The 21837-nt window shown below is 65.0% G+C and carries 23 protein-coding genes; 10 read left to right on the top strand and 13 right to left on the bottom strand.

The window, feature by feature from the left end; genetic code table 11:
• The first annotated feature begins 15 nt into the window (after positions 1-15).
• Positions 16-900 carry a formyltetrahydrofolate deformylase gene (gene purU, locus AC3WVQ_RS16410; RefSeq protein WP_034787183.1) on the top strand — a complete coding sequence of 295 codons (885 nt, stop codon included), beginning with the start codon at positions 16-18 and terminating at the stop codon, positions 898-900.
• 99 nt (positions 901-999) lie between these two features.
• Here purU and AC3WVQ_RS16405 read toward each other — a convergent pair whose 3' ends face one another.
• From AC3WVQ_RS16405 to AC3WVQ_RS16380, 6 genes are all read right to left on the bottom strand, one after another.
• A complete protein-coding gene (locus AC3WVQ_RS16405; protein WP_090298043.1) occupies positions 1000-2181 on the bottom strand; it encodes an acetyl-CoA C-acyltransferase in 1182 nt (393 codons plus the stop codon).
• 135 nt (positions 2182-2316) lie between these two features.
• Entirely contained in the window at positions 2317-3711 is a 1395-nt protein-coding gene (gene lpdA / locus AC3WVQ_RS16400; RefSeq protein WP_090298039.1) for a dihydrolipoyl dehydrogenase, read from the bottom strand.
• A 7-nt stretch (positions 3712-3718) separates the two neighbouring features.
• A complete protein-coding gene (locus AC3WVQ_RS16395; RefSeq protein WP_034787169.1) occupies positions 3719-5017 on the bottom strand; it encodes a dihydrolipoamide acetyltransferase family protein in 1299 nt (432 codons plus the stop codon).
• A gap of 1 nt (position 5018) precedes the next feature.
• Positions 5019-6032 carry an alpha-ketoacid dehydrogenase subunit beta gene (locus AC3WVQ_RS16390; RefSeq protein WP_034787163.1) on the bottom strand — a complete coding sequence of 338 codons (1014 nt, stop codon included), beginning with the start codon at positions 6030-6032 and terminating at the stop codon, positions 5019-5021.
• A gap of 1 nt (position 6033) precedes the next feature.
• The gene (locus AC3WVQ_RS16385; RefSeq protein ID WP_034787158.1) at positions 6034-7266 is read right to left on the bottom strand and encodes a 3-methyl-2-oxobutanoate dehydrogenase (2-methylpropanoyl-transferring) subunit alpha; all 1233 of its coding nucleotides are present in this window, start codon (positions 7264-7266) and stop codon (positions 6034-6036) included.
• A gap of 420 nt (positions 7267-7686) precedes the next feature.
• The gene (locus tag AC3WVQ_RS16380) at positions 7687-9018 is read right to left on the bottom strand and encodes an NAD(P)/FAD-dependent oxidoreductase (RefSeq protein ID WP_090298036.1); all 1332 of its coding nucleotides are present in this window, start codon (positions 9016-9018) and stop codon (positions 7687-7689) included.
• 185 nt (positions 9019-9203) lie between these two features.
• Here AC3WVQ_RS16380 and AC3WVQ_RS16375 point away from each other — a divergent pair, with 185 nt between their 5' ends.
• Positions 9204-9605, top strand: a complete 402-nt coding sequence (locus tag AC3WVQ_RS16375; RefSeq protein ID WP_090298110.1) for a winged helix-turn-helix domain-containing protein — start codon at positions 9204-9206, stop codon at positions 9603-9605.
• 100 nt (positions 9606-9705) lie between these two features.
• Here AC3WVQ_RS16375 and modC read toward each other — a convergent pair whose 3' ends face one another.
• From modC to modA, 3 genes are all read right to left on the bottom strand, one after another.
• A complete protein-coding gene (gene modC / locus AC3WVQ_RS16370; RefSeq protein ID WP_090298033.1) occupies positions 9706-10779 on the bottom strand; it encodes a molybdenum ABC transporter ATP-binding protein in 1074 nt (357 codons plus the stop codon).
• On the bottom strand, positions 10776-11477 hold the full coding sequence (gene modB / locus AC3WVQ_RS16365) for a molybdate ABC transporter permease subunit (RefSeq protein ID WP_090298031.1): 702 nt from the start codon (positions 11475-11477) through the stop codon (positions 10776-10778). Before modB ends, modC begins: the two co-directional genes overlap by 4 nt.
• A 163-nt stretch (positions 11478-11640) precedes the next feature.
• Complete coding sequence (gene modA, locus AC3WVQ_RS16360) at positions 11641-12432, bottom strand: molybdate ABC transporter substrate-binding protein (protein ID WP_090298028.1); 792 nt, start codon at positions 12430-12432, stop codon at positions 11641-11643.
• A 235-nt stretch (positions 12433-12667) separates the two neighbouring features.
• On the opposite strand from modA, the gene ung reads away from it, so the two are divergent.
• From ung to AC3WVQ_RS16330, 6 genes are all read left to right on the top strand, one after another.
• Positions 12668-13372, top strand: a complete 705-nt coding sequence (gene ung, locus AC3WVQ_RS16355; RefSeq protein WP_090298025.1) for a uracil-DNA glycosylase — start codon at positions 12668-12670, stop codon at positions 13370-13372.
• Between the two features lie 97 nt (positions 13373-13469).
• Positions 13470-14240, top strand: a complete 771-nt coding sequence (gene cobF / locus AC3WVQ_RS16350) for a precorrin-6A synthase (deacetylating) (RefSeq protein WP_089044913.1) — start codon at positions 13470-13472, stop codon at positions 14238-14240.
• Positions 14241-14350: 110 nt separating this feature from the next.
• Positions 14351-15718: a precorrin-3B synthase gene (gene cobG, locus AC3WVQ_RS16345; RefSeq protein ID WP_090298108.1), complete on the top strand. Its 1368-nt coding sequence runs from the start codon at positions 14351-14353 to the stop codon at positions 15716-15718.
• Positions 15719-15720: 2 nt separating this feature from the next.
• Positions 15721-16353 (top strand): precorrin-8X methylmutase, encoded by a 633-nt coding sequence (locus tag AC3WVQ_RS16340; RefSeq protein WP_034787118.1) that lies wholly within the window; start codon positions 15721-15723, stop codon positions 16351-16353.
• A complete protein-coding gene (locus AC3WVQ_RS16335; protein WP_110819339.1) occupies positions 16350-17087 on the top strand; it encodes a precorrin-2 C(20)-methyltransferase in 738 nt (245 codons plus the stop codon). Before AC3WVQ_RS16340 ends, AC3WVQ_RS16335 begins: the two co-directional genes overlap by 4 nt.
• The gene (locus tag AC3WVQ_RS16330; RefSeq protein WP_060517485.1) at positions 17084-17848 is read left to right on the top strand and encodes a precorrin-3B C(17)-methyltransferase; all 765 of its coding nucleotides are present in this window, start codon (positions 17084-17086) and stop codon (positions 17846-17848) included. Before AC3WVQ_RS16335 ends, AC3WVQ_RS16330 begins: the two co-directional genes overlap by 4 nt.
• Here the strand turns inward: AC3WVQ_RS16330 and AC3WVQ_RS16325 are convergent.
• On the bottom strand, positions 17827-18612 hold the full coding sequence (locus tag AC3WVQ_RS16325) for a cobalt-precorrin-6A reductase (protein WP_090298105.1): 786 nt from the start codon (positions 18610-18612) through the stop codon (positions 17827-17829). The genes AC3WVQ_RS16330 and AC3WVQ_RS16325 overlap by 22 nt on opposite strands.
• On the opposite strand from AC3WVQ_RS16325, the gene cbiE reads away from it, so the two are divergent.
• A complete protein-coding gene (cbiE, locus tag AC3WVQ_RS16320; protein ID WP_090298020.1) occupies positions 18581-19822 on the top strand; it encodes a precorrin-6y C5,15-methyltransferase (decarboxylating) subunit CbiE in 1242 nt (413 codons plus the stop codon). The two genes, AC3WVQ_RS16325 and cbiE, sit on opposite strands and share 32 nt — an antisense overlap.
• Before the next feature lie 68 nt (positions 19823-19890).
• Positions 19891-20652 (top strand): precorrin-4 C(11)-methyltransferase, encoded by a 762-nt coding sequence (cobM, locus tag AC3WVQ_RS16315; RefSeq protein ID WP_090298018.1) that lies wholly within the window; start codon positions 19891-19893, stop codon positions 20650-20652.
• 53 nt (positions 20653-20705) lie between these two features.
• Here cobM and mnhG read toward each other — a convergent pair whose 3' ends face one another.
• The 3 genes from mnhG to AC3WVQ_RS16300 are packed head-to-tail and all read right to left on the bottom strand — an operon-like array spanning position 20706 to position 21837.
• Complete coding sequence (gene mnhG / locus AC3WVQ_RS16310; RefSeq protein ID WP_034787092.1) at positions 20706-21077, bottom strand: monovalent cation/H(+) antiporter subunit G; 372 nt, start codon at positions 21075-21077, stop codon at positions 20706-20708.
• Positions 21074-21355: a K+/H+ antiporter subunit F gene (locus AC3WVQ_RS16305; protein ID WP_034787089.1), complete on the bottom strand. Its 282-nt coding sequence runs from the start codon at positions 21353-21355 to the stop codon at positions 21074-21076. The genes mnhG and AC3WVQ_RS16305 overlap by 4 nt, the downstream gene beginning before the upstream one ends.
• On the bottom strand, positions 21352-21837 hold the full coding sequence (locus AC3WVQ_RS16300; protein WP_034787086.1) for a Na+/H+ antiporter subunit E: 486 nt from the start codon (positions 21835-21837) through the stop codon (positions 21352-21354). Before AC3WVQ_RS16300 ends, AC3WVQ_RS16305 begins: the two co-directional genes overlap by 4 nt.

Here is a 21837-nt window from a genome sequence, read left to right as displayed (position 1 = left end):
GCGAGAGACATACCGATGAAAAGCTATGTGCTGAACGTCAGCTGCAAGACCACCCGTGGCATCGTCGCCGCGATCACCGGCTATCTCGCCGAAAAGGGCTGTTATATCTCCGACAGTTCGCAGTTCGACGACCTCGAAACCGGCCTGTTCTTCATGCGTCTCAGCTTTATCAGCCAGGAAGGCGCAAAACTCGACGAGTTGAAGGCAGGTTTCGAAGCGGTGGTGAAGCGCTTCGACATGAACGCCGAGATCCGCGACAGCGAGGAGCGCATGAAGGTGCTGCTCATGGTGTCGCGTTTCGGCCATTGCCTCAACGACCTGCTCTATCGCTGGAAGATCGGCGCACTGCCGATCGACATCGTCGGTGTCGTCTCCAACCACTTCGACTACCAGAAGGTGGTGGTCAACCACGATATCCCGTTCCACTGCATCAAGGTGACGAAGGAGAACAAGCCGAAGGCGGAAGCCCAGCTGCTGGAACTGGTCGACCAGACCGGCGCCGAACTGATCGTGCTTGCCCGCTACATGCAGGTCCTGTCCGACGCGCTCTGCAAGAAGATGTCGGGCCGCATCATCAACATCCATCACTCCTTCCTGCCGTCGTTCAAGGGCGCCAACCCCTACAAGCAGGCCTATGAGCGCGGCGTGAAGCTGATCGGCGCGACGGCGCATTACGTCACCGCCGACCTCGACGAAGGTCCGATCATCGAGCAGGACATCGCCCGTATCACTCATGCCCAGAGTGCCGAAGACTATGTCTCGATCGGCCGTGACGTGGAAAGCCAGGTGCTGGCGCGCGCCGTGCACGCTCATATCCACAACCGTTGCTTCATCAACGGCAACCGTGTCGTCGTCTTCCCGCCGAGCCCGGGCTCCTATGCTTCCGAGCGTATGGGGTGAGGCGTCAGGCAAATCGCATGCTGAAAACGAGAAACGCCGCCGGTTCGACCGGCGGCGTTTCTCGTAGGTTGGAGCGCGAGGCGACCGGAACGCGCTACGCTATTGCAACAGCTCTAGCCCGACCGCCGTCGCCTCGCCGCCGCCGATGCAGAGCGAGGCGATGCCGCGCTTGACGCCGTTGGCGCGCATGGCGTGAAGCAATGTCACGATGATGCGGGCGCCGGATGCGCCGATCGGATGGCCGAGTGCGCAGGCGCCGCCGTTGATGTTGACGATCTCGTCCGACAGGCCGAGGTCGCGGATCGCCGCCATCGCCACCACGGCGAAGGCCTCGTTGATTTCGTAGAGGCCGACGCTGCCCTTCTCCCAGGCGAGCTTTGCCAGCAGCTTGTCGATTGCGCCAATCGGGGCGGTCGTGAACCAGGCCGGCTCCTGGGCGTGGCCCGCATGGCCCGCGACGATAGCAAGCGGGGTCAGCCCCCGCTTTTCCGCTTCGCTGGCGCGCATCAGGATCAGCGCCGCTGCCCCGTCTGATATCGACGACGAATTGGCGGCCGTCACGCTGCCGCCGTCGCGGAAGGCGGGTTTCAGCTTCGGGATCTTTGACGGATCCGATTTGGTCGGCTGTTCGTCGCGGTCGAGATTGGCGGTCTGGCGCTTGCCGGCGCCAGCGACTGACACGACTTCCTCGGCAAAGGAACCATCCTCAGCTGCGCGGGTTGCGCGCTCCAGAGATCGCAGCGCAAAGCCGTCCTGATCGGCGCGCGAGAACTGATAGTGCTCGGCCGTGTCCTCGGCATAGGTGCCCATCAGCCGGCCGGAATAGGCGTCTTCGAGGCCGTCGAGGAACATGTGGTCCTTGACTTCGCCATGACCCAGGCGGAAGCCGCCGCGCGCTTTCGGCAGCAGATAGGGCGCGTTGGTCATCGACTCCATGCCGCCGACCGCAAGCACCGACGCGCTACCGGACAGCAGAGCATCGTGGCCAAGCATCAACGCCTTCATGCCGGAGCCGCAGACCTTGGAGATGGTCGTCGACGGCGTTTCCTTGCCGAGGCCGGCGCCAAGGGCTGCCTGGCGCGCCGGGTTCTGGCCAATGCCGGCCGGCAGCACATTGCCCATCAACACCTCGTCGACAGCATCAAGGCCGGCACGATCGAGTGCGGCTTTGAGCGCTATGGCGCCGATTTCCGGCGCGGTCAAATCCTTGAGGCTGCCCTGAAAGGCGCCCATTGGTGTGCGGGCCGCCGAAACGATGACGATCGGGTCAGTTCTGCTCATGTCTTTCTCCCATACGGCAAAAGGCAATGGTTGGCGCGAGTGCGTGCCCCGCGTGTGTCCTTCTCCCCGCGTGGCGGGGAGAAGGTGGCCGGCAGGCCGGATGAGGGGCACTTTTGCCCCAACCGCCCCTCGACGTCAGATATGCAGCGCGTGCCCGAGCGCCTTCAACGCGGACTCCTGGAAAGCTTCCGATTGCGTCGGATGCGCATGGATCGTGCCGGCGATGTCTTCGAGGCGCGCGCCCATTTCGATCGCCAGGCTGAAGCTTGCCGAGAGTTCCGAGACGCCGTGGCCGACGGCCTGGATGCCGAGCACCAGGTGGTTGTCGGCGCGAGCGACGATGCGAACGAAACCGTCTTCGGCAAGCGTCGTCATGGCGCGGCCATTCGCCTGGAAGGGGAACTGGCCGATCTTGATCTCGATGCCGCTCGCACGCGCCTCGTCGGGCGACAGCCCTGCGGTGACGATCTCCGGATCGGTGAAGCAGACGGCCGGGATGCAGCGCTTGTCCCAGCTGCGCTTGTGACCGGCGACGATCTCCGCCACCATTTCCCCCTGCGCCATGGCGCGGTGCGCCAGCATCGGCTCGCCGGTGACGTCGCCGATCGCATAGATGCCGCGCATGGACGTCCGGCACTGGTCGTCGATGCGGATGAAGCGGCCAGTGCGGTCGAGGTCGATTTCCTCAAGGCCGACGCCCTCGGTCACGGGTTTGCGGCCGACGGTGACCAGCACCTTTTCGGCGGCGACATCGATTGCGCGACCGTTGTGTTCGGCTTGCAGGCTGCCGGTTTCGGCGGAGTAGCTCTTGGCGACCGTCTGGGTGAAGACCTCGATGCCGAGTTCGCCGAGACGCTTGGCGATCGGTTTCGTCAGATCGGCGTCATAGAGCGGCAGAATGCGCGGCTGCGCTTCGAGTACGGTCACGTGGCTGCCGAGCTTGGCGAAAGCGGTGCCAAGTTCGAGACCGATGTAACCGCCGCCGATGACGGCGATGCTCTTCGGCACGCTTTTCAGCGACAGGGCCTCGGTCGAGGAAATGATCGACCCGCCGAAAGGCAGGTCGGGCAGCTCGACCGGCGCCGAGCCGGTGGCAATGACGATCGTCTCGGCGCGGATGCGCTGCAGTCCGATCTCGGTCTCGACATCGACGGTCTTGCCGTCGACGAAACGGGCGGTGCCGATCACCGCCTTGACACCCGCCTTCTTCAGAAGGCCGATGACGCCGCCGTTCAGCCGTCCGACGATGCCGTCTTTCCAGGCGATGGTGCGGGCAAGGTCGATTGTCGGGTTGGCGAGCGACAGACCGAGCGGGCTGCGGCCGGAAGCGGCCGAGCGCAGCTTATGAAACTCTTCCGCCGCGTGGATGAGGGCCTTGGAGGGAATACAGCCGACATTGAGGCAGGTGCCGCCGGCTTTCGCCTTTTCGACGATGACCGTGTCGATGCCGAGCTGGCCGGCGCGGATTGCGCAGATGTAGCCGCCGGGGCCGGCGCCGATGACGAGCAGCTTGCAGGAAATTTCCTTCATGATCGCCTCAGGCCTCCACGAAAATAAGCGCCGGCGTTTCGAGCAGGGTCTTCAGCCGCTGCACGAAGACGGCCGCATCCCAGCCGTCGATGACGCGGTGATCGAAGCTCGAGGACAGGTTCATGATCTTGCGCGGCACGAACTGCGTGCCATCCCAGACCGGGCGGACGGCGAGCTTGTTGACGCCGATGATCGCGACTTCCGGATGGTTGATGACCGGCGTGGAGACGATGCCGCCGAGCGCGCCGAGCGAAGAGATGGTGATGGTCGATCCGGTGAGCTCGTCGCGGGTGGCCGTGCCGGTGCGGGCAGCGTCCGCCAGGCGATTGAGCTCGTTGGCACAATCCCAGATGCCGCGGGCTTCGGCATGGCGCACGACCGGAACGGTGAGGCCGGCCGGGGTCTGCGTCGCGATGCCGATATGCACGCCGTGATGGCGGCTGATGATGCCGGCGCCGTCGTCGAAAGTGGCATTGACGGCGGGTTGATCGGCAATGGTGCGCACGAGCGCGCGCATCAGATAGGGCAGGATGGTCAGCTTCGGCTGGTCGGGTTTGCGGTCGCGGTTCATCGTCGTCCGCAGGTCCTCGAGCGCCGTCATGTCGACCTCTTCCACATAGGTGATGTGGGGAATGCGCGAGGTCGAAAGCGACATCTTCTCGGCGATGCGACGGCGAAGGCCGGTTACCTTGATCTCGTCGACGGCGGTCTTGCGCTGCAGGCCGGCCGGCGCAAGCGCCGGCTGGGCGCCGCGGGCGATGAACTGGTCGAGGTCATCATGGGTGATGCGGCCAGCCGGACCGGTGCCGGTCACCTGGCGCAGATCGACGCCGCTTTCCTTGGCGCGCAGGCGCACCGCCGGCGAGGCAAGGGCCTTCTCCAATCGTTCGCCAGCGGCATGTGCGCCGTTGGCGTGGACACCGTTCGTGGTCGGCGCCTTGACCTCGACCTTGGCGGGCTGGGCCGGCTTGGAGACCGGCGCGGGCGCCTCAGTCTTCACTGCGGGTTTTTCTTCCACCTTCGCGACAGGCTTCTCTTCCACGGGAGCAGCCGTTTCGCCTTCGCCTGATATTTCGATGCGCACGAGCGGCGCCTTCACCGCAACGGTGTCGCCTACCTCGGCGCCGAGCCAGAGCACGGTGCCGGTGACGGGCGAGGGGATTTCGACGGTCGCCTTGTCGGTCATCACGGCGGCGAGCACCATGTCCTCGCGCACGGGGTCACCGGGCTTCACATGCCATTCGACGAGTTCAGCCTCGGCCACGCCTTCGCCGACATCGGGCATCTTGATTACGAATTCGCCCATGTCAGGCCTCCATCACTTCGACGAGCGCGCGTCCGACGCGCGCGGGGCCGGGGAAATAGTCCCATTCCTGCGCGTGCGGGTAGGGCGTGTCCCAGCCGGCGACGCGCACGACGGGCGCTTCGAGATGGTAGAAGCAGTGCTCCTGCACGAGGGCGGCCACTTCGCCGCCGAAGCCCGACGTCAGCGTCGCTTCGTGCACGACGACGCAGCGCCCGGTCTTTTCCACCGACTTGACGATCGTATCGAGGTCGAGCGGCAGCAGACTGCGCAGGTCGATCACCTCGGCGTCGATGCCGGTTTCCTCGGCAGCCGCGAGCGCCACGTGCACCATGGTGCCATAGGCGACGACGGTGACGGCGGAGCCCTCTCGGCGGACTTCCGCCTTGCCGATCGGAACGGTGTAGTGGCCTTCCGGCACCTCGCCGAGATCGTGTTTCGACCAGGGAATGACTGGCCGGTCATGATGGCCGTCGAAGGGGCCGTTGTAGAGCCGCTTCGGTTCCAGGAACATCACCGGATCCGGATCCTCGATCGAGGCGATCAGCAGGCCCTTGGCGTCGTAGGGATTGGAGGGCACGACGACTTTCAGGCCGCAGACATGGGTGAAAAGCGCTTCGGGGCTCTGACTATGCGTCTGGCCACCGAAGATGCCGCCGCCGGTCGGCATGCGCAGGACGATCGGGCAGGTGAAATCACCGTTGGAGCGGTAACGAATACGGGCCGCTTCCTGGGTGATCTGGTCGTAGGCCGGATACATATAGTCGGCGAACTGGATCTCGACGCAGGGCTTCAGCCCGTAGGCGGCCATGCCGATCGCCGTGCCGACGATGCCGCTTTCGCTGATCGGCGCGTCGAAACAGCGGGTCTTGCCGTATTTCGCCTGGAGGCCTTGCGTGCAACGGAAGACGCCACCGAAATAGCCGACGTCCTCGCCGAAGACGACGACATTGTCGTCGCGCTCCATGGAGACATCCATGGCGCTGCGCACGGCTTCGATCATTGTCATTCTGGCCATATCAGTATCCTGCCTTCTGCCGCTGGCGGCGAATGTGCGGCGGCATCTCGGCATAGACGCCCTCGAAGATATCGCGCACCGACGGCTTGCCGCCGGCATGCAGCGTGCCGTGGCCCTCGGCCTGTTTCTGGGCCTGGATCACTTCGTCGGTGATCTCGGCTTCCGCCTGCGCATGACGCTCTTCCGACCAGGCGCCGCGAAGGATGAGGTGCTTCTTCAATCTCAGGACCGGGTCGCCGAGCGGCCAGGCCTCGGATTCCGTCTTCGGGCGATAGGCGCTCGGATCGTCGGAGGTCGAATGGGCGCCGACGCGGTAGGTGACGTATTCGATCAGGGTCGGGCCGAGATTGCGCCTTGCACGCTCGGCCGCCCATTTGGCGACGGCGTAGACGGCGAGATAGTCGTTGCCGTCGACGCGCAGGGCCGGAATGCCGAAGCCGAGGCCGCGGGCGGCAAAGGTGCCGGAGCCGCCACGGGCAATGCCCTGGAAGGTCGAGATCGCCCACTGATTGTTGACGATGTTGAGGATAACCGGTGCCTTGTAGGTGGAGGCAAAGACGAGCGCCGAGTGGAAGTCCGATTCCGCCGTCGAGCCGTCGCCGATCCAGGCGGCTGCGATCTTGGTGTCGCGCTTGATGGCCGACGCCATCGCCCAGCCGACCGCCTGTACATATTGGGTGGCGAGGTTGCCGGAGATGGTGAAGAAGCCATGCTCCTTGGAGGAATACATGATCGGCAGCTGCCGGCCGCGCAGAGGGTCGCTCTCGTTCGAGAAGATCTGGTTCATCATCTCGACCATGGGATAGCCGTCGGCGATCAGAAGACCGGCCTGTCGATAGGTCGGGAAGTTCATGTCGCCCTTCACCAACGCCTTGCGGAAGGCGCAACTGACGGCCTCTTCGCCCAGATGCTGCATGTAGAAGGAGGTCTTGCCCTGGCGCTGCGCCATGACCATGCGCGCATCGAAGGCGCGCAGCAGCATCATGTGCCTGAGGCCGGAGAGCAACTCGTCATCCGAAAGCAGCCCGGCCCAGGGACCAACCGCTTCGCCGTCGCGGTTCAAGACGCGGATGATCGAATAGGCGAGGTCGCGCATCTCTTCCGGCGCGACGTCCACCTCCGGGCGCGGCACGGAGCCGGCCTTCGGGATCTTGACGTTGGAGAAATCCGGCTGGCCGCCGGGCCGAACGGCGGGTTCGGGGACATGCAGGCTAAGTCGATCGAGATCGCTCATGCGGTTTCCGGCCTCCTCCGGAGTGCGCAGTGCACCAAATCAAGATCGGTTCCAGTCGAACCGCTCTTCATTTCTGTTCTCACGCATTTCCGGACGCAAAGGCGCTAGCACCCTCGCTGGAAATGCTCTGGGACGGGATAACGATGGGCCTGAGGTGTACGAGGACGTGCAATGTGACCGGCAAGGCTCCTCCGCCCAAGGTCTGCACAGACTCCTCCTAAAAGCCCCCGCTCTCCCGACGGGAATGCTCACAGACTGCCACGAGTTCCGGGGCTTATGAAGGTCTTTCCGTGTTGCGGGGCAGGGGCAGGCGAAGAAAGATAGAATCCTGCCGGGAGTGCGCCCACGCGTTGTGTCGTTCACCTTCTTGCCGGTCGTTGCCGGTAATTTTCTTTCGCGGCGATCCGTCGGCGGTAGCGCTCAGACCGGCGGGGCGATGGTGATCGGCGTTCCATCGAGGAAGCGCGAGAGCCGGAATGGCGTCGGATCGACGATCGGTTTCTCGCCGGTTACGAGGTCGGCGACGAGGTGTCCGGCGCCAGGCCCGATGCCAAAACCGTGGCCGGAAAAACCCGTCGCGACAATGAGGCCCGGAACGGTTTCGGCGGGTGAGATGACGGGGACGGCATCGGGCATCACATCGATCAGTCCTCCCCATATCTGTTGCACCTTGGTTTTGCGCAGGAATGGCAAGGCCCTGCCGGCGGCGTCGAGGGCCCGGAGGGCGCGCCGCGAATCCGGATTGGGATCGAGCACGCGGTGGCGCTCGAAGGCGCCGGGCCGGTCGAGCGGGACGGTGCCGATCTCGAACAATTCGTTCCAGCTCTGGGCGTTGATGCCCACCTGCACGGCATCGCCCTCCGCCTTTCGCGCCGGCTGGAAATCCCGGAAGAATGCGAAGCTGTCGGGCACGACCGCGTGCAGGTTGGCGGCACCGTCGGCAATCGTGTAACCGCCATCGAGGCGCTTGCGATAGGCATAGGTCGCGGTTGCGCCGGCCCCTTCCGGACCGCCGGAGACCGGCCCGGTTCTCAACACCGTATTCCGCACCTTCAGCTGCGGCAGCCGGATGCCGAGGCTTTTGAGAAAGAGCCTGGACCAGGCGCCGCCGGCGACGATGACGGTCGACGTCTCGATGCGGCCTCTCTCGGTGACGACGGCGGAGATCCGGCCCGCTGCCTTTTCGACCCCGCGCACGGCGCAGCCCGTCAGGATACGGGCACCGGCGCGGCGTGCACCGGCGACAATCGCGGGCACCGCCTTCTGCGGTTCTGCCCGGCCGTCGCTCGGCGTGAAGAGCCCGCCTTGGTAGCGGATGGCGGCGCCCGGCATCATCGCCTCTGTCGTGTCGGAGCTGAGTTGCACGCTGTCGACGCCGTAGGGTCGGGCCATGGCGAGCCATGCGTCGCGATTGGCGATGTCGCGCTCATTCTCGGAGACATAGAGAATGCCGCTGCGGCGAAAGCCGGTCTCGCCACTGATGCGCGCGTCGAGCGTGTCCCAGATCTTCAGCGCCTCGATCGCCAGCGGGATTTCGCGCTCGTCACGGCCCATCACCCGAACCCAGCCCCAGTTGCGGCTCGATTGCTCGGCGCCGGGCGTGCCCTTCTCGCAGAGCACGACGTCGATACCGCGTTCGGCAAGGAAGAGGGCGGTGCTGACGCCGATGATGCCGCCGCCGACGATGACGACGTCGGCCCTGGCGGGCAGGGTGGTGTCTGTGGCGATCGGATCGAGCGTGGGACCGGGCATGGGGAGGGCACTTTCGGGCAGGAGGTGTCGCGGCCATCGGTGCATGCCGCCGCCGCGAGATCAAGACCTGCAATCTGGCCGTCGTCGGCCGGCGCTCGGTTGCTGGCAATCTTTTATCGCCAACCCGTCCGGTTCGCCGCGAGACGGTCTTTCGGAATTTTGCGCGTGCTTCTATGCTCGCGCGCATGAGTGAGAGCCGCCCCGATCTTCGCCCCGTCCTGCGCATCGATTTTCCGCCCGCCGACCGGCTCGGCCGCGGCAAGATCCTCTTGCTCGAACTGATCCGCGAGACCGGCTCCATCTCCGCCGCCGGCCGGGCGATGGACATGTCGTACCGCCGCGCCTGGCTGCTGGTCGATGCCCTGAACCGGATGTTCAGCGAGCCTTCGGTAGAATCGCAGCGCGGCGGCAAGCAGGGTGGCGGAGCCCTGGTGACGCCGTTCGGCGAAGAGCTTATCCGGCGCTACCGCGAGATGGAGGAGAAGGCGCGCCTTGCGATCGGCGAGGATCTGGCCTGGCTCGAATCCGTTCGGAGCAGCGATACACGAGCGTCCGATACGGCCGAGGCTGTTTCCCAAAAGGCCTAATGCATGTCGCGCAAAAGCGTGCAGCGGTATTGCGGCAACGACATGCATAAAAACAAGAGCTTAAAGCCTGGCGCGTGAATGCGTTTTCATGCGACAGGCTTTAGTGATCGATCGCGACCGACTTGATGACGGCATAGATGGTTCTGCCGGGAACAAGCTGCAGCGCGTCGCGGGAAAAGCGGGTAATGCGGGCGGCAATCGTCGCCTCGCCGCAGGTCACCCGGACATCGACGCTGCCATCCTCCTCCGATGTCAGCGTCAGAATGCGCCCTTCGAGTACGTTGAGCGCACTGATTTCCACTGGCCTTGAGGTCGCCAGCATGACGTCGCGGGCGGCGATGTGCAGGCGAAGCCTGACGCCGGCCGTCGCGCTGACACCAGCGATGCGCAGCCGTTCCCGCCCGACCCGGACGGTCGTCAGTTCGTGCACCGGATCGGTTCCCTCGACTTCGCCCTCCAGCAGGACACCGGCCTCGCGCCTGCCGGTGGCAAGCGTTGCGGCGGGCGCGCTCAACACCTCGGCGGCCGCGCCCGATGCGGTGACCCGACCGCTTTCGAGCACGACCACGCGCCGGGCCAACCGGGCGACTTCGCTGACGGAATGGCTGACATAGACGATCGGGATGCGCGCATCGTCGCGCAGCCGTTCGAGATAGGGCAGGATTTCGGCCTTGCGCGCCTCGTCGAGCGCGGCCAGCGGCTCATCCATCAAAAGCAGGCGCGGTGCCGCGAGCAAGGCGCGGCCGATGGCGACGCGCTGCTTTTCGCCGCCGGAAAGGGCCGAAGGGTTGCGTTCGAGCAGATGGCCGATGCCGAGCAGGTCGACGATGCGGGTAAACTCATTGCCGGTGCCGCTCTTGCCGGCGAACCAGCGGCCATAGGCGAGGTTGCGGCGTACACTCAAATGCGGAAACAGCCGCGCCTCCTGGAAGACATAGCCGAAGCGCCGGCGGTGCACCGGCGTGAAGATCCTGTTCTCGCTGTCGGCGATGACGTCGCCATCGAGCAGGACACGGCCGCTTTCGGGCTTCAGAAGCCCGGCGATGATGTTGATGAGCGAGGTCTTGCCTGAGCCGGAGCGGCCGAACAGCGCCGTCACGCCGCCATCGGAACTAAAGGCGGCGTCGAGCGAGAAATTGCCGAGCTGGTGGCGGGCTTCAACGATGAGGCTCATTGGGCGGCCACCCGGCGTGCGGCGAAGGTCGCCAGCAGTTCGGAGAAGATGAGCGCGGCCATGGAAATGATGACGGAAATGATTGTCAGCCGCATGGCGCCGGCGTCGCCGCCCGGCACCTGGGTGAAGGTGTAGATGGCGGCCGAAAGCGTCTGCGTTTCGCCGGGAATGTTGGAGACGAAGGTGATCGTGGCGCCGAACTCGCCCATCGCCTTGGCAAAGGCGATGATCATGCCGGCGATGATGCCGGGAATGATCAGCGGCAGCGTGACGGTGGCAAAGACCCAGAGGGGGCTCGCGCCGAGCGTGGTCGCCGCGTCCTCGAGCTTGCGGTCAACCGCCTCGATCGACAGGCGGATGCTGCGCACCATCAACGGGAAGGCCATGACGGCGCAGGCAAGGGCAGCGCCGGTCCAGCGGAAGGAAAAGACGAGGCCAAAATAATCGGCGAAGAAGGCGCCGAGCGGGCCGCGGCGGCCGAAAAGCAGGAGCAGCAGGAAGCCGGTGACGACAGGCGGCAGGATCAGCGGCAGATGAACGAGGCCGTTCAGCAGTGTCTTGCCCCAGAAGCGCCCGCGGGCAAGCAGCATGGCGACGACGAGTGCGAAGGGCAGGCTGCAGATCATTGCGACGGTTGCGATACGCAGGCTCAACAGGATCGCCGTCCATTCCGCATCGCTCACTGCAAGCCAGTCCAATGGATATCGCTCCCCAATACGAGGCTTGTGGGACGCGGCTGTCTGCCCCCTATGCCTCTGACAAATGTTCGCGTCGCCCGCGTTTGGGCGCGGGCGTCGCGAACATGACGTTAGATGCTTCGCCTGCCTCTGGACAGACGGCACTAGCGCCTATTTCAGCCGGCTACTTCAGGACTGTGAAGCCCTGCTTTTCAAAGAGTTCGGCAGCCTTTGCCGACTTGACGAAGTCGATGTAGGCGGCCGCATCAGGGCTCTTGCTCTCGGCCGTGATCGCGATCGGGTAGATGATCGGCGGATGGCTGTCTTCCGGGAAGGTGCCGACGACCTTGACGCCCGGGTCTGCCGCGGCATCGGTCTGGTAGACGATGCCGTACGGCGCTTCGCCGCGCGAAACGAGCAGGAGGGCGGCACGCACGCTTTCAGCGCCGGCGACCTTGGCCTCCACGGCCTTCCAGGCGTCGAGCTTTTCGAGCGCAGCCTTGCCGTACTTGCCGGCCGGAACGGAATCGACGGCACCCATGGCAAGGCGACCGTCACCGAGAATGCCAGCGAGATCGAAGCCCTGCTTGATTTCGACCGGGGCAGCGTCCTGCTTGCCGGAGACGAGCACGATGCGGTTGCCGAGCAGGTTTGCGCGGGTGTCGTCCTTGATCAGCTTCTTTTCGGCGAGGTAGTCCATCCAGGCGAGGTCGGCAGAGATGAAGACGTCGGCGGGCGCGCCCTGTTCCACCTGCTTGGCCAGTGCCGAGCTGGCCGCGTAGGAAACGGTCGTTTCCTTGCCACTTTCCTTCTGCCACTCGGCATTGATCGCATCGAGCGCGTTCTTCAGGCTCGCAGCCGCAAAGACCGTCACCTTTTCTTCCGCCTGTGCGGACGCCGGCAGAACACTTGCGCCGGCCCAGGCGAGGCCGAGCGCCAGCACCAGTCCCTTCAGCCAGTCTCTTCTCTTGATCATCGATTTCCCTCCAACGATGCGTGATATCTCTTAGGATACAACGATATCGCCTCCTGATTACCGTTGTATCTGTTGAAATACAATGCTCCTCAAAAGGGCTAGCGTAATACCCGTGTGGTTGTGGCCGCCCGGCAAAACCGGTGCAGCATTCCCGCGGCGGGCGCGATTGGGCTTGCGATGATGTCCGGGCGGCCTAAATTGCGGCCTCGATCCCCTGACATGGAGCGGACGTGCAATGGAAACGGCAGTGAAGCTTGAAGAAAGCTGGAAGGAAGCGTTGGCACCGGAATTCGCCAGCGCCTACATGGCTGACCTCAAGCAGTTCCTCGTGGCCCAGAAGAACGAGGGCCGGCAGATTTTCCCTCGCGGGCCGGAGTATTTTCGCGCGCTCGACCTGACGCCGCTCGACAAGGTGCGCGTGGTCATTCTCGGCCAAGATCCCTATCACGGTGACGGCCAGGCGCATGGGCTCTGCTTCAGCGTTCGCCCCGGTGTCCGGACGCCGCCGTCGCTGGTCAACATCTACAAGGAACTGAATACCGATCTCGGTATTCCGCCGGCGCGTCACGGTTTTCTCGAAAGCTGGGCAAGGCAGGGCGTGCTGCTTTTGAACAGCGTGCTGACGGTAGAGCGCGGGAACGCTGCGTCACACCAGGGTCACGGTTGGGAAAAGTTCACGGATGCGATCATCCGTGCGGTCAACGAGGCCGAGCATCCCGTCGTCTTCATGCTTTGGGGCTCCTATGCGCAGAAGAAGGCGGCCTTCGTCGACCGCTCGCGCCATCTTGTCCTGAGGGCACCACATCCGTCGCCGCTCTCAGCCCATTCCGGCTTTCTCGGCTGCCGGCATTTTTCCCAGGCCAATGCCTTCCTTGAAGGCAAAGGCTTCGATCCGATCGACTGGCGGTTGCCGGAAAATCCGGCTGCGGACATCAACTGAAGGCTTGGCGCGAATGACGGCTTTGTCGTCGCCCCGAGGCCTTGCCTTGGCGGCGGCGATCCGCCTAAGACGCCCGAACGAAATGGCGGAGGCGGGCATGCGCAAAATTCTGATCATCGGCATCGGTTCGGGCAATCCCGAACACATGACCGTGCAGGCGATCAACGCGCTGAACCGCGCCGACGTGCTCTTTATCCCGACCAAGGGAGCGAAGAAGACCGAGCTTGCCGAAGTGCGCCGCGACATCTGCGCCCGCTACGTCACGCGCAAGGACAGTCGCACCGTCGAGTTCGCGGTGCCCGTGCGGCGCACCGAAGGCGTCAGCTATGACGGCAGCGTCGATGACTGGCACGCCCAGATCGCTGGGATTTACGAAGCGCTTCTGTCGAAGGAGTTGGGCGAAGAGGGAACTGGCGCGTTTCTCGTCTGGGGCGACCCGATGCTCTATGACAGCACCATTCGCATCGTCGAGCGGGTCAGGGCACGCGGTGAGGTCGCCTTCGCCTACGACGTCATTCCCGGGATCACCAGTCTGCAGGCGCTTTGCGCCAGCCACCGCATTCCGCTGAACCTCGTCGGCAAGCCGGTGGAGATCACCACGGGGCGTCGGCTGCACGAAAGCTTTCCCGAGAAGAGCCAGACCTCGGTCGTCATGCTCGATGGCGAACAGGCGTTTCAGCGGGTCGAGGACCCGGAGGCGGAGATCTATTGGGGCGCCTATCTCGGCACGCCGGATGAGATCGTCATTTCCGGCCGCGTGGCTGAGGTGAAGGACCGGATCCTTGAAACGCGGGCGGCGGCGCGCGCGAAGATGGGATGGATCATGGACATCTATCTCCTGCGCAAGGGCGCCGACTTCGACGAGTGACGGGGAGGGCCGATCTGCGTCGTGTTTGATCTCACTCAAGGTTTGCGGCTGTGTTATAGCGTCTTAAGAGGCTTCTTCAGGGAGGAGAGCCTCAAGTGATGACGGATTTGATGACCAGCTGCGCCCTTCCATTGACCGGAGAAACCGGCACCGTCGCTTCGATGCGCCGCGGCGCCTGCCCGTCCTTGGCAGAGCCGATGCAGACCGGCGACGGCCTGCTCGTCAGGGTGAGGCCAACGGATGACAGTCTGACGCTGCCGAAGGTCATTGCCCTTGCCACGGCTGCCGAGCGCTTCGGCAATGGCATCATCGAGATTACCGCGCGCGGAAACCTGCAGCTTCGCGGCCTGAGTGCAGCTTCGGTGCCGATGCTGGCGCAGGCGATCGGCGATGCGGAGATCGCCATTGCCAAGGGGCTCGCGATAGAGGTGCCGCCTCTCGCCGGCATCGACCCGGACGAGATCGCCGATCCGCGGCCGATTGCCACCGAGCTTCGTGAAGCGTTGGGTGCGCGCCAGGTGCCGTTGAAGCTTGCACCCAAATTATCCGTCGTCATCGATAGCGGTGGCCGGTTTGGTCTCGGCGCTGTCGTCGCCGACATTCGCCTTCAGGCGGTTTCGACTGTCGCGGGGGTCGCCTGGGTGCTGTCGCTTGGCGGCACGGCAACGAAGGCATCGATCGTCGGGACGTTGGCCGGCAACGCGGTCGTGCCGGCCCTGATCACCATTCTCGAGAAACTGGCGAGCCTAGGCACGACGGTGCGCGGGCGCGATCTGGACCCGTCGGAAATCCGCGCGCTCTGTCGCTGTGAGACATCGTCCGAACGCCCGGCCGCTCCGCGTTCGGCCGCAATACCCGGCATTCATGCGCTGGGTAACGCCGACACCGTTCTCGGCCTCGGTCTGGCCTTTGCTCAGGTGGAGGCCGCCGCGCTGGCATCCTACCTGCATCAGGTCCAGGCGCTTGGCGCCAATGCGATCCGGCTTGCGCCCGGGCACGCCTTCTTCGTCCTCGGCCTTTGCCCCGAGACCGCGGCTGTGGCGCAGAGCCTGGCAGCGTCACACGGTTTTCGCATTGCCGAGCAGGATCCGCGCAACGCGATCGCCACCTGCGCCGGCAGCAAGGGTTGCGCCTCGGCGTGGATGGAAACCAATGGCATGGCCGAGCGCCTCGTCGAGACGGCGCCGGAATTGCTGGACGGGTCGCTCACCGTGCATCTCTCCGGCTGCGCCAAGGGCTGCGCCCGGCCGAAGCCGTCCGAACTGACGCTTGTCGGTGCGCCATCAGGATACGGGCTTGTCGTAAATGGGGCTGCCAATGGCTTGCCAAGCGCCTACACCGATGAGAATGGAATGGGATCCGCCCTTGCCCGGCTCGGCCGGCTGGTGCGGCAAAACAAAGACGCTGGCGAATCGGCGCAGTCCTGTCTTACACGGCTCGGAGCTGCGCGCGTCTCGGCAGCGTTCGAACAGGGATAGACATGCCTGAGTATGATTACATTCGCGATGGCAACGCCATCTACGAGCGTTCCTTCGCCATCATCCGCGCCGAGGCCGATCTGTCGCGCTTCTCCGAAGAGGAAGCGGATCTGGCGGTGCGCATGGTGCACGCCTGCGGTTCCGTCGAGGCGACCAGGCAGTTCGTGTTTTCTCCCGATTTCGTAAGCTCGGCCCGTGCGGCGCTGAAAGCCGGTGCGCCGATCCTCTGCGATGCCGAGATGGTTGCGCACGGTGTCACCCGCGCCCGTCTGCCGGCCGGCAACGAGGTGATCTGCACGCTGCGCGATCCTCGCACGCCCGGCCTTGCGGCCGAGATCGGCAACACCCGCTCCGCCGCAGCCCTAAAGCTCTGGAGCGAGCGGCTGGCCGGTTCGGTGGTCGCGATCGGCAACGCACCGACGGCGCTGTTCTTCCTCTTGGAAATGCTGCGCGACGGCGCGCCGAAGCCGGCGGCAATCCTCGGCATGCCCGTCGGTTTCGTCGGCGCGGCGGAATCGAAGGATGCGTTGGCCGAGAATTCCTATGGCGTTCCCTTCGCCATCGTGCGCGGCCGGCTCGGCGGCAGCGCCATGACGGCGGCAGCGCTCAACTCGCTCGCGAGGCCGGGCCTGTGAGCGGCGTCGGCGTGGGGCGCCTGATCGGTGTTGGGACCGGCCCCGGTGATCCGGAACTTTTGACGGTCAAGGCGGTGAAGGCGCTCGGGCAAGCCGATGTGCTTGCCTATTTCGCCAAGGCCGGGCGAAGCGGTAACGGCCGCGCGGTGGTCGAGGGTCTGCTGAAGCCCGATCTTGTCGAGCTGCCGCTATACTATCCGGTGACGACCGAAATCGACAAGGACGATGGCGCCTACAAGACCCAGATCACCGACTTCTACAATGCGTCGGCCGAAGCGGTAGCGGCGCATCTTGCCGCCGGGCGCACGGTCGCCGTGCTCAGTGAAGGCGACCCGCTGTTCTATGGTTCCTACATGCATCTGCATGTGCGGCTCGCCAATCGTTTCCCGGTCGAGGTGATCCCCGGCATTACCGCCATGTCCGGCTGTTGGTCGCTTGCCGGCCTGCCGCTGGTGCAGGGCGACGACGTGCTCTCGGTGCTTCCGGGCACCATGGCCGAGGCCGAGCTCGGCCGCAGGCTTGCGGATACCCAAGCCGCCGTGATCATGAAGGTCGGGCGCAATTTGCCGAAGATCCGTCGGGCGCTCGCTGCCTCCGGCCGTCTCGACCAGGCCGTCTATGTCGAACGCGGCACGATGAAGAACGCGGCGATGACGGCTCTTGCGGAAAAGGCCGACGACGAGGCGCCCTATTTCTCGCTGGTGCTCGTTCCCGGCTGGAAGGACCGACCATGACCGGTACGCTCTATGTCGTCGGTACCGGACCGGGCAGCGCCAAGCAGATGACGCCGGAAACGGCGGAAGCCGTTGCGGCCGCTCAGGAGTTTTACGGCTACTTTCCCTATCTCGACCGGCTGAACCTCAGACCGGATCAGATCCGTGTCGCCTCGGACAACCGCGAGGAGCTCGATCGGGCACAGGTCGCGCTGACGCGGGCTGCGGCAGGCGTGAAGGTCTGCATGGTCTCCGGTGGCGATCCCGGTGTCTTTGCCATGGCGGCCGCCGTCTGCGAGGCGATCGACAAGGGACCGGCGGAATGGAAGTCGGTTGAACTGGTGATCACGCCCGGCGTGACCGCGATGCTCGCCGTTGCCGCCCGCATCGGCGCGCCGCTCGGTCATGATTTCTGTGCGATCTCGCTTTCCGACAATCTGAAGCCCTGGGAAGTCATCACCCGGCGCCTCAGGCTGGCGGCGGAAGCGGGCTTCGTCATTGCGCTCTACAATCCGATCAGCAAGGCGCGGCCCTGGCAGCTCGGTGAGGCCTTCGAGCTTCTGCGCAGCGTTCTGCCGGCAACGGTTCCGGTCATCTTCGGCCGTGCGGCCGGGCGGCCGGACGAACGGATCGCGGTGATGCCGCTCGGCGAGGCCGATGCCAACCGCGCCGACATGGCGACCTGCGTCATCATCGGCTCGCCGGAGACGCGCATCGTCGAGCGCGACGGCCAACCCGATCTCGTCTACACGCCGCGCTTCTATGCAGGGGCGAGCCAGTGAGCGATGCGGTTGAGTGCCTCGTCGCAACTGCCGACCGTCGGCACGTCCGCGGGCTTGCGCCGCTCGACCATGATCACCTCGATGCCGAGCCGGCGCGCTGCGGCAATCTTGCCGTAGGTGGCGCTGCCGCCGCTGTTCTTGGCGACGATCACATCGATCTGCCGGCTCCTGAGCAACGCGGCTTCATCGGCTTCCGCAAAGGGACCGGTCGCCAGGATCGCCTCCTGGTCGGGCAGATTAAGCGGCGGCGTCACCGGATCGACGCTGCGGATGACGTAGCTGTGCTGCGGCGCGACCTCGAAGTGGAAAGCTTCCTGTCGACCTATCGCCAGGAAGACGCGGCGTCGCCGATCACCGAGCGCGCTGACGGCCTCGACAACGCTATCGACAGCAGTCCAGCGGTCGCCAGGCAGGAGCACCCATTCCGGTCGGCGGAGGGCGATAAGCGCAACGCCGGTTCTTTGCGCTGCGTCCGCGGCGTTGTGCGAAATGCGTGCGGCAAAGGGGTGCGTCGCATCGACCAGCAGCGCGATGTTTTCGTCATGCAGGAAATGCGCCAGCCCATCGGCGCCGCCAAAGCCGCCGATGCGCGTCTTGACCGGCTGCGGCCGCGGGTCCGCGGTGCGGCCGGCCAGCGAGATGGCGGTGTCGTAGCGGACATCTTCGGCCAAGCGGCGCGCGAGTTCGCGTGCCTCGGTGGTGCCACCCAGAATCAGAATACGAGGTTTTTCCATGGCTGACGTGTCGAACAGCGAACCCGCCATCGTCTCCCCCTGGCTGACCGTCATCGGTATCGGTGAGGATGGTGTAGCGGGTCTCGGCGACGAGGCCAAGCGGCTGATCGCCGAAGCGCCGGTCGTCTACGGCGGCCATCGTCATCTGGAGCTCGCCGCCTCCCTCATCACCGGCGAAGCGCACAATTGGCTAAGCCCCCTCGAACGCTCGGTCGTCGAGATCGTCGCGCGTCGCGGCAGCCCGGTGGTGGTGCTTGCCTCGGGCGACCCATTCTTCTTCGGCGTCGGCGTGACGCTGGCGCGCCGCATCGCCTCGGCCGAAATACGCACGCTTCCGGCGCCGTCGTCGATCAGTCTTGCCGCCTCGCGCCTCGGCTGGGCGCTGCAGGATGCGACGCTCGTCTCCGTACATGGGCGGCCGCTGGATCTGGTGCGACCGCATTTGCATCCGGGGGCGCGTGTGCTTACGCTCACGTCGGACGGCGCGGGTCCGCGAGACCTTGCCGAGCTTCTGGTTTCAAGCGGCTTCGGTCAGTCGCGACTGACCGTGCTCGAAGCGCTGGGCGGCGCCGGCGAACGGGTGACGACGCAGATCGCCGCGCGCTTCATGCTCGGCCTCGTGCATCCTTTGAACGTCTGCGCCATTGAGGTGGCGGCCGACGAGGGCGCGCGCATCCTGCCGCTTGCCGCCGGCCGCGACGATGCGCTGTTCGAACATGACGGGCAGATCACCAAGCGCGAGGTCCGGGCGCTGACGCTGTCGGCACTCGCACCGCGCAAGGGCGAACTGCTATGGGACATCGGCGGCGGCTCTGGCTCGATCGGCATCGAATGGATGCTCGCCGATCCGACCATGCAGGCGATCACCATTGAGGTGGAGCCGGAGCGGGCAGCGCGCATCGGCCGCAACGCGACGATGTTCGGCGTGCCCGGGCTGACGGTTGTCGAAGGCGAGGCGCCGGCGGCGCTTGCCGGCCTGCCACAACCGGACGCGATCTTCATCGGCGGCGGCGGCAGCGAAGACGGCGTCATGGAAGCAGCGATCGAGGCGCTCAAGTTAGGCGGACGGCTGGTTGCCAACGCGGTGACGACGGACATGGAAGCGGTGCTGCTCGATCATCACGCGCGGCTCGGCGGTTCGCTGATCCGCATCGATATCGCGCGTGCAGGACCCATCGGTGGCATGACCGGCTGGAAGCCGGCCATGCCGGTCACCCAATGGTCGTGGACGAAGGGCTAAAGCAGTTCCAGCGAAAGTGTGACGCGGTTTTGCGTCCGGAACTGCGCAAGAAAAAGAAAGAGTAACCTATGACGGTACATTTCATCGGCGCCGGCCCGGGAGCCGCAGACCTGATCACGGTGCGTGGTCGCGACCTGATCGGGCGCTGCCCGGTCTGCCTTTACGCCGGCTCGATCGTCTCGCTGGAGCTGCTGCAATATTGCCCGCCGGGCGCCCGCATTGTCGATACGGCGCCGATGTCGCTCGACGAGATCGAGGCGGAGTATGTGAAGGCCGAAGCCGAAGGGCTCGACGTGGCGCGGCTTCATTCGGGCGACCTCTCGGTCTGGAGTGCTGTGGCCGAACAGATCCGCCGGCTCGAGAAGCATGGCATTGCCTATACGATGACGCCGGGCGTTCCTTCCTTTGCGGCGGCGGCTTCAGCGCTCGGTCGCGAACTGACCATTCCGGCCGTGGCCCAGAGCCTGGTGCTGACCCGCGTTTCGGGCCGCGCCTCGCCGATGCCGAACTCAGAAACGCTTTCCGCTTTCGGCGCTACTGGATCGACGCTGGCAATCCACCTTGCGATCCATGCGCTTCAGCAGGTGGTCGAGGAACTGACGCCGGTCTACGGTGCCGACTGCCCGGTCGCCATCGTCGTCAAGGCCTCCTGGCCGGACGAACGCGTGGTGCGCGGCACGCTCGGTGACATCGCCGCCAAGGTGGCGGAAGAGCCGATCGAGCGCACGGCGCTGATCTTCGTCGGTCCGGGGCTCGAAGCCTCTGATTTCCGTGAAAGCTCGCTCTACGATCCCGCCTATCAGCGGCGCTTCAGAGGGCGCGGCGAATAGGCCGCACTCCCTCGGGGGTCGGCCTAAGTTTCCCGCTGAGAGGGTTTTGAAACCTATTCTGCCGGTTCTTCGCGCGGCGGCCGCTGCTTGAGCGGGACGCCGCGCTTTTCCTCGACGCGGTCGCGGTAGAGCGCTGCCTGTCCAAGCAGCATCAGCGTCACCGGCGTGGTGGCGACGACGAAGACGATGATCAGGATTTCGTGGAATACCCAGCGGCTCTGCAGCACGGCAAAGCAGATGATAGAGGCGGTGCAGATCATCAGTACGCCGCCGCTGGTCGCCAGCGTCGGTGCGTGCAGGCGCTCGTAGAAGCTGGTGAACCGGAGCAAGCCGACGGAGCCGATCAGCGCCACTGCGGCGCCGAGGACGGTGAGCCCGCAGACGAGAACGGCTGCCCAGACGGGAAGGTCGGTGAGGTGGCTCATTCGATGATCTCCCCGCGCATCAGGAACTTGCCGAAGGCGATCGACGAGACGAAGCCGATCAAAGCCACGATCAAGGCGGACTCGAAATAGAGCGAGTTGGCCGTGCGGATGCCGAAGGTCAAGAGCATCAGCATGGCGTTGATATAGAGCGTGTCGAGGCCGAGGATGCGGTCCTGGGCGCGCGGCCCCCTCACCATGCGATAGAAGGCAAAAGCCATCGCCAGGCCGAGCATGATCTGGGCAATCAGGATCGACCAGATGATTGAAAGTTCCATCATCCGAATATCTCCTTCAGGGCGGTCTCATAGCGCTTGACCGTATCGAGCCAGATGTCCTCGTTCTCCATGTCGAGCACGTGGAAGAGCAGGGACTTGCGGCCGCGATCGTATTCGAGCCAGGCCGTTCCCGGCGTCGCTGTCATGACACAGGCAAGCAGCGCCAGGGCGTTTTCGTCTTCCAGATCGAGATCGATGGTCAGGAAGCCCGAGTTCGGCGGTCGGCGCTGGCCACGCAGGATGACGGCGATGACGGCGATGTTCGAGCGGATCACGTCGACGGCGACGGCAAAGCCGAAGCGCACGATCAACAGAACCCGGCGCGGGTGCGAGCGCACGAGGCCAAGCTTCAGCGTCACCCAGCCAAGACCGGTTGCCAGTACCGTCCCCATCAGGAAGGTGCCGGGCGCAACCGACTGATTGAGCAGGAGCCAGATGATGAGCAGCCCGACGGAGAGCAGGGGATAGGGGAGCCAGGTGCGCAT

Source organism: Ensifer sp. EB106-05-01-XG146, from assembly GCF_058791875.1.
The sequence above is the reverse complement of the archived record's forward strand: the minus strand, read 5'-3'. Positions and strand labels throughout refer to the sequence as shown.